This is a genomic window from Candidatus Villigracilis sp. (genome assembly GCF_057083605.1).
The window spans coordinates 1-8,028 of the sequence record NZ_JBXMTI010000057.1; the positions used below are offsets into that span (position 1 = coordinate 1).

Consider the following 8,028-nt stretch of genomic DNA (forward strand, 5'->3'; position numbering starts at 1 on the left):
GTACAGGAATTTCTGGCAATTGCAATATTTTGGGTCATCACTCTAGCCATATTACCATGACGAGTTTACGAAAAATCTCTCAAATTGTTGAAGCGCGGCAGGACGGTGTTGATCTGGGCGGCGCGCATTTCCTCGGCGGTCTCTGCGCCTGCGGTGTTGGTCTTGAGCCAGAAACTGCCGAAGTCGTCCAGTTCCACGATGTTGCCTTTGGCCAGTTCCCTGGGTACGAATGACTCAATGGCGGCGACGATGTCGGTGGTGGTAAGGGTGGACATCTGCGAAGCCTGCTCCGCCAGTTCGCGCAGGGTCAGGCGACCGCTGGATTGAATGGAGGGGTAGAACTTCTTAGCGTTATAGGGTTGCCACCGTTGTCACCTTGCCCCGACAGGGTTTTTTGGGTACGATTGAACTCATCACACCGGAGACCCCACACACACATGCCCACCCTCAATTGGATCGGTAAAGACGCCGTTGTAAACCACCACAAGGAAGTACCCTTCCGCCTGCTCAAGCCCATTGACAAGTTATCCGTGGGCAATGATTCAGGGAATTTGCTCGTGCAAGGCGACAATCTCGAAGCCTTGAAAGCCCTACTCCCCTACTATGCGGGACAAGTGAAGTGCATTTACATTGACCCGCCCTACAATACGGGTGAAGAAGGTTGGACGTATAACGATAAGGTGAATAGCCCTGAAATAAAAGGATGGTTGGGAAATGTTGTAGGCAGGGAAAATGAGGATATGACACGCCATGATAAGTGGCTGTGTATGATGTATCCACGATTAACATTGTTATGGGAATTCCTAAGAGATGACGGGGTTTTGTTTGTGAGCATTGACGAATTTGAAATGGCAAACTTACGCTTGTTATTGCATGAAATATTCGGCTATGCTAATGACATAGGATGTTTGGTCTGGAAACGGCGCAGTTCTTCCGCAATGAGCGGAACTCCTCTCTCAGTAGACCATGAGTATGTTCTAGTGTTTGCTAAAGACAAAAACAAAATAAATCTTTATGGACTTGAAAAAGGCATTGAAAATTATCCATATCAGGATAAAAAGGGCTTCTATGCTAGTACAGATTTAACTGTTGGAATGGGCAAAGATGCAAGACCTGGTCAGTTTTACTCAATTACCAATCCAAAAACCGGAAAGGTTTATAAACCAAATCCTGAAAGAGTTTGGCGCTTTTATCCGGAGACGATGAATAAAGTCATTGAAGCTGGTTTAATAATCTGGCCAGATGAACAAGACAGTAATATGCAACGTCCGAGATACAAGACTTATTATGACCCTCAGAACTTAAAGCCAACACCTGTTTCAAGTTGGATCGAATCTTCTGGTGCAAACACAAAAGAGCTATCTGCTGAAGAAGCAGAATATGATCTTGCCATATTGACAACAGGTATGAATCAAGAAGGTGGCAAACTTCTTCAAAAAATCTTTGGAACAAAAACGTTTTCCTACCCTAAACCTGTAAGTCTTGTTATGTCACTTGTTCGAGCAGCGACAAGGAGCGATGATCTTGTTTTGGATTCATTTGCAGGAAGTGGCACAACGGGTCAGACTGTCTTACAACTGAATAAGGAAGATAGCGGTAACCGCCGCTTTATTCTGGTTGAAGTGGATAATGACATTGCTAAAACTATCACAGCCGAACGCTTAAAGCGTGTGATAGAAGGCTACAATTACAAAGATACCAAGGGCAAGAAAAAGAAGGAAAAAGGTCTCGGTGGTGGCTTCCGCTACTGTGAATTAGGCGTAACCTTGTTCGATGCTGATGGTCAAATCCGTGAGGAAGTGAAATACAACGATCTGGCGCAACATGTTTACTTCGTTGAAACAGGGCAGCCGTTGGCGAAGAATGCTAAAAAGCATTTTCCTTTGCTGGGTGTTTACAATGATACAGCCGTCTATTTGCTCTACAATGGAATTTTGAAAGACAAGAAAGCCAACGGCGGTAATGTGCTTACTCGTTCTATACTCCAATCTCTGCCAAAACATGCAGGTTCCAAGATTATTTATGGAACAGGCTGCTTGTTGAGCGAGGAGAAGCTCCGGGAATTGGGTATCACGTTCCGTCAGATCCCGTATGAGGTGAAGAGCTCTTAGTGTCATTGCGAGGAGCCCGTAGGGCGACGAAGCAATCTCCCAATAACCAGGGGATTGCTTCGTCGGGACCCCGAAAAAGCATCGGGGCAGGCGAGCGCCCTCCTCGCAATGACACTATAGATAGGATGTAATCATGTCAAACCGAGAATACTGCGTTTACATCATGACCAATACTCACAATACGGTTCTTTATACAGGTGTTACCAATAACCTTCAACGCAGAGTTCTCGAACATAAGTCAGGTGAAGGAAGCAGTTTTACTAAAAAGTACAACATAACGAAACTGGTATATGTTGAAAACGGTGATGATATCAATAGCGCCATTGCCCGTGAGAAGCAAATCAAAGCAGGTTCGAGAAAGAAGAAAATTGCTTTGATTGAAAGCCTCAATTCTGAATGGAAAGATTTATTTGAGGAATATTATGGAAGTGTCACTGTGAGCGACAGCGAAGCAGTCTCCTCGCAACAGGAGATTGCTTCGCCAAAGAACGGTTCGCAATGACACCTTGACGAGGAGATTGCTTCGGGCGAAAGAGCACCGCCCTCGCAATGACACTACATAGGTAAATTATGGAACTCAAAGAGTATCAAAAGCGTACGCTCAAAACACTGCGGGAATTCTTTCAAGCCTGCCTGCGGTTCGGGAAACCACACCTGGCTTTTTCCGATATCTCCATCGAGCGCTTTGGCTTGAGTGTTCCCTACCTCCCAGCGCCCGAATTAGCCCAGGTGCCTTATGTGTGTCTGCGCCTGCCAACGGGCGGCGGTAAAACACTCGTTGCCGCACACTCCATCGCGGTTGCCAAAACCGAATACCTGCACACCGAAGAGCCGTTGATCCTGTGGCTCGTTCCCTCCAATACCATCCGTGAGCAAACCCTCAAAGCCCTGCGTAATCGCCAGCATCCCTATCGTAAGGCAATAGAAACTGCTGGGAGCAATGTCACCGTGTTGGATATTGGCGAAGCCTTATCCGTCCAATCTTCCCAACTGCACGGCGTCACGATCATCGTCTCAACTATGCAAGCCTTTCGTGTGGAGGAGACAGAAGGACGCAAAGTCTACGAACAAAACGGTTCGCTTATGGGACACTTCCCCGCTGCGCTTCAACCTGCCCTTTTGGCTGGTCTTGAAAAACTGGAAGATGGCTCCCCCGTTTATTCGCTCGCCAACGTGCTGGCTTTGCATCGTCCGCTGGTGATTGTGGATGAAGCCCACAACGCCCGCACCGACCTTTCATTTGCCACGCTAAAGCGATTCGCGCCCTCCGCTATTTTGGAATTCACCGCAACGCCCGATACCGAAGATTACCCCAGCAACGTTTTGCATACCGTCTCTGCCGCAGAACTCAAAGCCGAAGGGATGATCAAACTTCCGATTTATTTGGAAACCCAACAGGATTGGCGTGTTGCCATTTCACAGGCAATCGCCAAACGCAACGAACTCGAAGCCATTGCACGCGCCGAACGCTCTGAAACTGGCGAATACCTCCGCCCGATTGTGCTGCTGCAGGCGCAACCCAAACGTGGCACGAACCCGGTCACCGTGGAAGTGGTGAAAGAATGTTTGCTCAAAGATAATCAAATCCCTGCAGAGCAAATTGCCATTGCCACAGGTGATAACTACGAGATTACGAATATTGATTTATTCGCGCCTGAATGTCCCATCCGCTACATCCTCACGGTACAAGCCCTGCGGGAAGGCTGGGATTGTTCCTTTGCTTATATTCTTTGCACGGTTGCCGAACAAGTTGGCGCAACCGCGGTAGAACAAATCCTGGGTCGAGTCCTGCGCCAACCCAATGCGCAAGCGAAGCAACACCCTGAACTCAATCGTGCATACGCCTTTGCCACTTCCCTGCACTTTGCGAACACTGCCAGCAATTTAGCCGATGCACTCATTCAAAATGGCTTTGAGAGAACAGAAGTAAAAGACCTCATTTACTATGCTCAACAACAGGCGCTGGCGGACACTGGTTATTGGTTTGGTCAGGATGACGACGAGACAACCGCTGAAACACCCCAGACCGAACAAATCGTTACACCCTCGCAACAAGCCACGCCATTCTCGATTCCTAAGTTAGCCGTGGATATGGGCGATTTCCTTGAACAATTCGACGATAGTTTCCTTGATGAAGCTTCCCTCAATTTAGCCAAACAAGACCCTTATCTTTCCGAGGCAGACTTTCCCAAAGATGCTCCCACGGGCATCAGCGTCGAACTGGATATTGATGAAAAAGGCAAAGTCTCATCGAATTTCATTACTGATCTGCATGCGCAGAATTTCCTGCTCGCGTCCGATCAGAAGGTCACAAAAGAGGTGCTTGCGAACTGGCTCGACCAGAACATTCCACACCGGGATGTGCCGCACGAAGAATCGCATATCTTCTTCCTCGGCATGGTCGAACGCCTGCTCGAAAAGCGTCGCTGGACATTGGGCGAACTATGGCGCGAGAAATACCGCCTCAAAGAAGCCGCCCGCAAGAAAGTGGATGGCATCCGTAAATCTGTAAAATCAGATGTATTTCAGAAAACCTTGTTCTCCACAACTGAATACGAAATAGTTGTCACACCTGATTTACTTTTCACCTTTGACCCTGAAGAATATCCCTACCCGCCTAACTCCTTATTCGAAGGGCGACACAAATTCAAGAAGCATTACTACAAAGTGGTTGGCGATATGAAAGCTGAAGGCGAAGAATTCCAATGCGCCCAACTGCTCGATAACCATCCCAAAGTCAAACGCTGGGTGCGCAACCTCGAAGGTCGCCCGGGACATGCCTTCTGGCTCCAAACCTCCACCGATCGTTTCTACCCTGATTTTGTCTGTGAGTTAACCGATGGGCGCTTTCTCGTCGTCGAATACAAAGGCTTCGACCGCTGGAGCGATGATGACTCAAAAGAAAAGCGTGTCATCGGTCAGGTCTGGGAAGACAAGAGCGCTGGGCAATGTCTCTTTAGCATGCCCCAGGGACCGGACTGGAATGCGATAATGGCGAAGCTGGGATAATATAAAGTCAAGAATACGGATTGTGGAAGGGAAAAACAGGCATGACAAGAAAGTCAAAGAGCAACAAAGAAAATTCTGCCGTTACTGCCGCCAAGATTACTGCAATTGCAGCCGTACTCGTTGCGATTATCGCCTTGGGCACCCCGTTCGCTGAACGTATGGCCAGTACTCTTTTCCCAACCACCACCAATATCGCATCGCCCACCAGCACACTACAGCCAGCTGAAACACGGACATTTACCCCGGTCTCGACCTTTACCGTACAACCAACTACAACAGACACCTTAACACCAGCGCCCACTGCCATTCCAATTACCGAGACTTCCAGCGCCTCGCCCACTTCTGATTTAGCTTGCATCGGGTGGGAATTCAACACGAACGGTGATCGCGAAGGATGGCAGGTCAACCTAAGGGTGAATAACCTTAGAGCCGTGGACGGGGCATTGCGAGGTGAGTTTAATAGATTTGATCCGAGTATCCTCAGTCCACAAAACCTGAATATCGACACCTCAAAATATACGGTGCTGGCAATTGGCTATGACATCTCAGCCGATGAGATAAACGGTCAAGTGATGTGGAATCCTGAAAACAATAAAAACTTCATAGGCGAAAGGCATATGTTATATGGTCTCCTGACGAATAGCGGATGGCAAACCATCAACATTGACCTCACTGATGACGCCGACTGGATTTCTACCCCTGTCGTCAACACGCTACGAATCGACCCTGTACACAACGCAACTTCAGGTACCTTTGCATACGATTACATCAGGCTTTGTCCTTAATTTCAAATGAAATATCAGGTCTGGGCAGGCGGCTGAGGGGCTCGTTAGCGGCTCTGGATCAGATTGGCTATTGCCAGCAGCAGTCGGAGTCATTCGCAATAATTAAATCGATCGAGGAAAGAGGTGGAGAAATGCAAACCAAAAAGCGACCTACAAAAAACGCCAATTCTCAGTCAGGAGAGATGGTCCGACTTATTATTGGCGTCGGTGGCGTGCTGGGTTTAATCCTTGGTCTGCTCGGAACATTTATCGGTATTGTTGAATGGCCGCTGGAAAGAAAGCTGATACTTGGAGGGCTGGTACTCCTGGTCTTGCTGATCGTAGAAATCCTCTTCTGGAACCAAAGGCGCAAGCGCCAGACGACCCAAAAGCTGCCGTGGCTGATCAGTCTCTTTGTGGATGTGACAAAAGAGTTGGATCCCGACGCAAAAAAAGTTTTGAACAAGGAGAGGGTTTTCCAAACACTCAGATGGACATTTAGCAGCTTGCTTGTAACCATACTGTTTGCATCGGGACTCGGTCTAGGTGAAAAAACGCTAAGAAATTTGATCGACCCTCCTGCACTGACACCGACTTTTACCCAGACACCGTCCAATACTGCGAGTCCCACCATTACATTTACTTTCACCCCAATCCCCACTGCCACTCCGAAAGAGCAGGGCATTTACTACATGTTCGTCCTGGATGCCTCCCTGCGAATGACCGAATCCTTTGAAGTGCAATCCAAATGGGATTCTGCGCTGCGAGCGGTTGACTCTCTTCTGGTGGGGCTTGAAGGCGGAGCCAATTTTGGGTTGGTGGCGATTGGCGGTGCGCCAAATGCAGGAATTTCAAATCCGTGTGAAGCACCGGAAGGCGTGACCGTGCCTTTTACCAGCCGGGAGGCTGTGGGTGCGCAGGTCGGTCAACTGCAACCGGGCGGCGGGGGTTCGCTTTACAAAGCCTTTGTCCTGGCCAGGAATCAATTCACCAACCTGCCAGAGAACTCGGTCAAAACGCTGATTTACATCACCGGTTCCGAAGATAATTGTGAGGGGCATGATGAGTGGGAAGAACTGGCACGATATTTCGAGATCACTGAGAACACTGCCGGGTTGAACATTTATAGCGAGATCATTATCATCGATGACAAAAACGGCATAAAGACTCAAACGATCGCTGAACGCCTCAGCAGTATCTCAGAACAGGTCAACGCCCAGGCGCCACAGACGGTTTTTCAGTTATTGCAATCCAATACCACGGTGATTAATAATGTGACGAATTACGTCAATACCACGATTGCCGCCCAACCCACAAACCCGCCGACGATCACCCCCACAGCCAGCCGCACCAACACGCCGCGACCGGGTGAAACCATCATCATCCCGCCAACTGAACCTCCCACGTTAACACCAACCAATACGCCAACCTTTACTCCTACCAGTACGAAAACAGTTACCCCCAGCATTACGCCACTACCACCGTTTATCTGTCAATCTACAAGTCCATACATTGACACTGCCTCCTTTGGCGGCTCCGCCTGGATCAATGCGCCAGCCCCTTGTACAACCGGCATTACAGCCGGCGATCCTATTTCTGCAAGTGGTGGGTATACCGACCTACCACCCAATACGATCATTTGGATATTTGTGTACCCTCCGAATGGACCTTTTTACCCGCAATCGCCGAATGCCTGTGGAGGGTCACCTTCCCCATATCCGGTGCAAGGAGGCGGAGGCTGGAGTGTGCCTGTTTATTTTGGGAATTTGGGTGAATCTTCAAAATCATATGATCTGGTTGTCATGGTCACCGACCAGGCCGGGAGTGATTACATCGGTCAAAAGCTGTTTCAGGATTGCTCCAATGGAGTCTATGATGGGATCAGTGCTGGTGAGTTAGCTGGAATTAACATCACGACAAAAGCAGTGCTCACGGTGCAGACGCGGTAAAAACACAGTGATTCGACCCTCCGAAATCAGCGAACCGCATACTTTTCCATAAAAATGCCTCGCCCCGAAAACGGGGCGAGGCAAAGCTTTCGGACCGCGCCTAATTCTTCTTGTTGGTCTCGATCTGTTCGATGAAGCGCGTGACCTCTTTTTCGGCCTGTTCACGGGTGTACCCGTAGCGCTCCTGCACCAGGC

At 48.9% G+C, this 8,028-nt stretch carries 5 protein-coding genes and 1 pseudogene; 5 read left to right on the forward strand and 1 reads right to left on the reverse strand.

The genetic code is table 11. From position 1 onward, the window contains the following. Window positions 1–65 precede the first annotated feature (65 nt). Window positions 66–338: pseudogene (locus AC14M5_RS08835) on the reverse strand (HU family DNA-binding protein); the annotation flags it as partial. Between the two features lie 99 nt (window positions 339–437). Between AC14M5_RS08835 and AC14M5_RS08840 the strand changes: the two are divergent. The 5 genes from AC14M5_RS08840 (at window position 438) to AC14M5_RS08860 (ending at window position 7,833) form a co-directional block, all read left to right on the forward strand. Further along, on the forward strand, window positions 438–2,111 hold the full coding sequence (locus tag AC14M5_RS08840) for a site-specific DNA-methyltransferase (protein ID WP_484029290.1): 1,674 nt from the start codon (window positions 438–440) through the stop codon (window positions 2,109–2,111). Between the two features lie 133 nt (window positions 2,112–2,244). Then, entirely contained in the window at window positions 2,245–2,613 is a 369-nt protein-coding gene (locus AC14M5_RS08845) for a GIY-YIG nuclease family protein (protein WP_484029291.1), read from the forward strand. A 68-nt stretch (window positions 2,614–2,681) separates the two neighbouring features. Further along, window positions 2,682–5,120, forward strand: a complete 2,439-nt coding sequence (locus tag AC14M5_RS08850) for a DEAD/DEAH box helicase (RefSeq protein ID WP_484029292.1) — start codon at window positions 2,682–2,684, stop codon at window positions 5,118–5,120. A gap of 41 nt (window positions 5,121–5,161) precedes the next feature. Continuing rightward, window positions 5,162–5,905: a hypothetical protein gene (locus AC14M5_RS08855; RefSeq protein ID WP_484029293.1), complete on the forward strand. Its 744-nt coding sequence runs from the start codon at window positions 5,162–5,164 to the stop codon at window positions 5,903–5,905. A gap of 182 nt (window positions 5,906–6,087) precedes the next feature. Continuing rightward, window positions 6,088–7,833 (forward strand): vWA domain-containing protein, encoded by a 1,746-nt coding sequence (locus AC14M5_RS08860; RefSeq protein ID WP_484029294.1) that lies wholly within the window; start codon window positions 6,088–6,090, stop codon window positions 7,831–7,833. Window positions 7,834–8,028 lie beyond the last annotated feature (195 nt).

Bases quoted from the DNA above. Each gene is read 5' to 3' on its own strand.
- AC14M5_RS08840 (WP_484029290.1), top strand. From the start codon at position 438: ATGCCCACCCTCAATTGGATCGGTAAAGACGCCGTTGTAAACCACCAC.
- AC14M5_RS08845 (WP_484029291.1), top strand. From the start codon at position 2,245: ATGTCAAACCGAGAATACTGCGTTTACATCATGACCAATACTCACAAT.
- AC14M5_RS08850 (WP_484029292.1), top strand. From the start codon at position 2,682: ATGGAACTCAAAGAGTATCAAAAGCGTACGCTCAAAACACTGCGGGAA.
- AC14M5_RS08855 (WP_484029293.1), top strand. From the start codon at position 5,162: ATGACAAGAAAGTCAAAGAGCAACAAAGAAAATTCTGCCGTTACTGCC.
- AC14M5_RS08860 (WP_484029294.1), top strand. From the start codon at position 6,088: ATGGTCCGACTTATTATTGGCGTCGGTGGCGTGCTGGGTTTAATCCTT.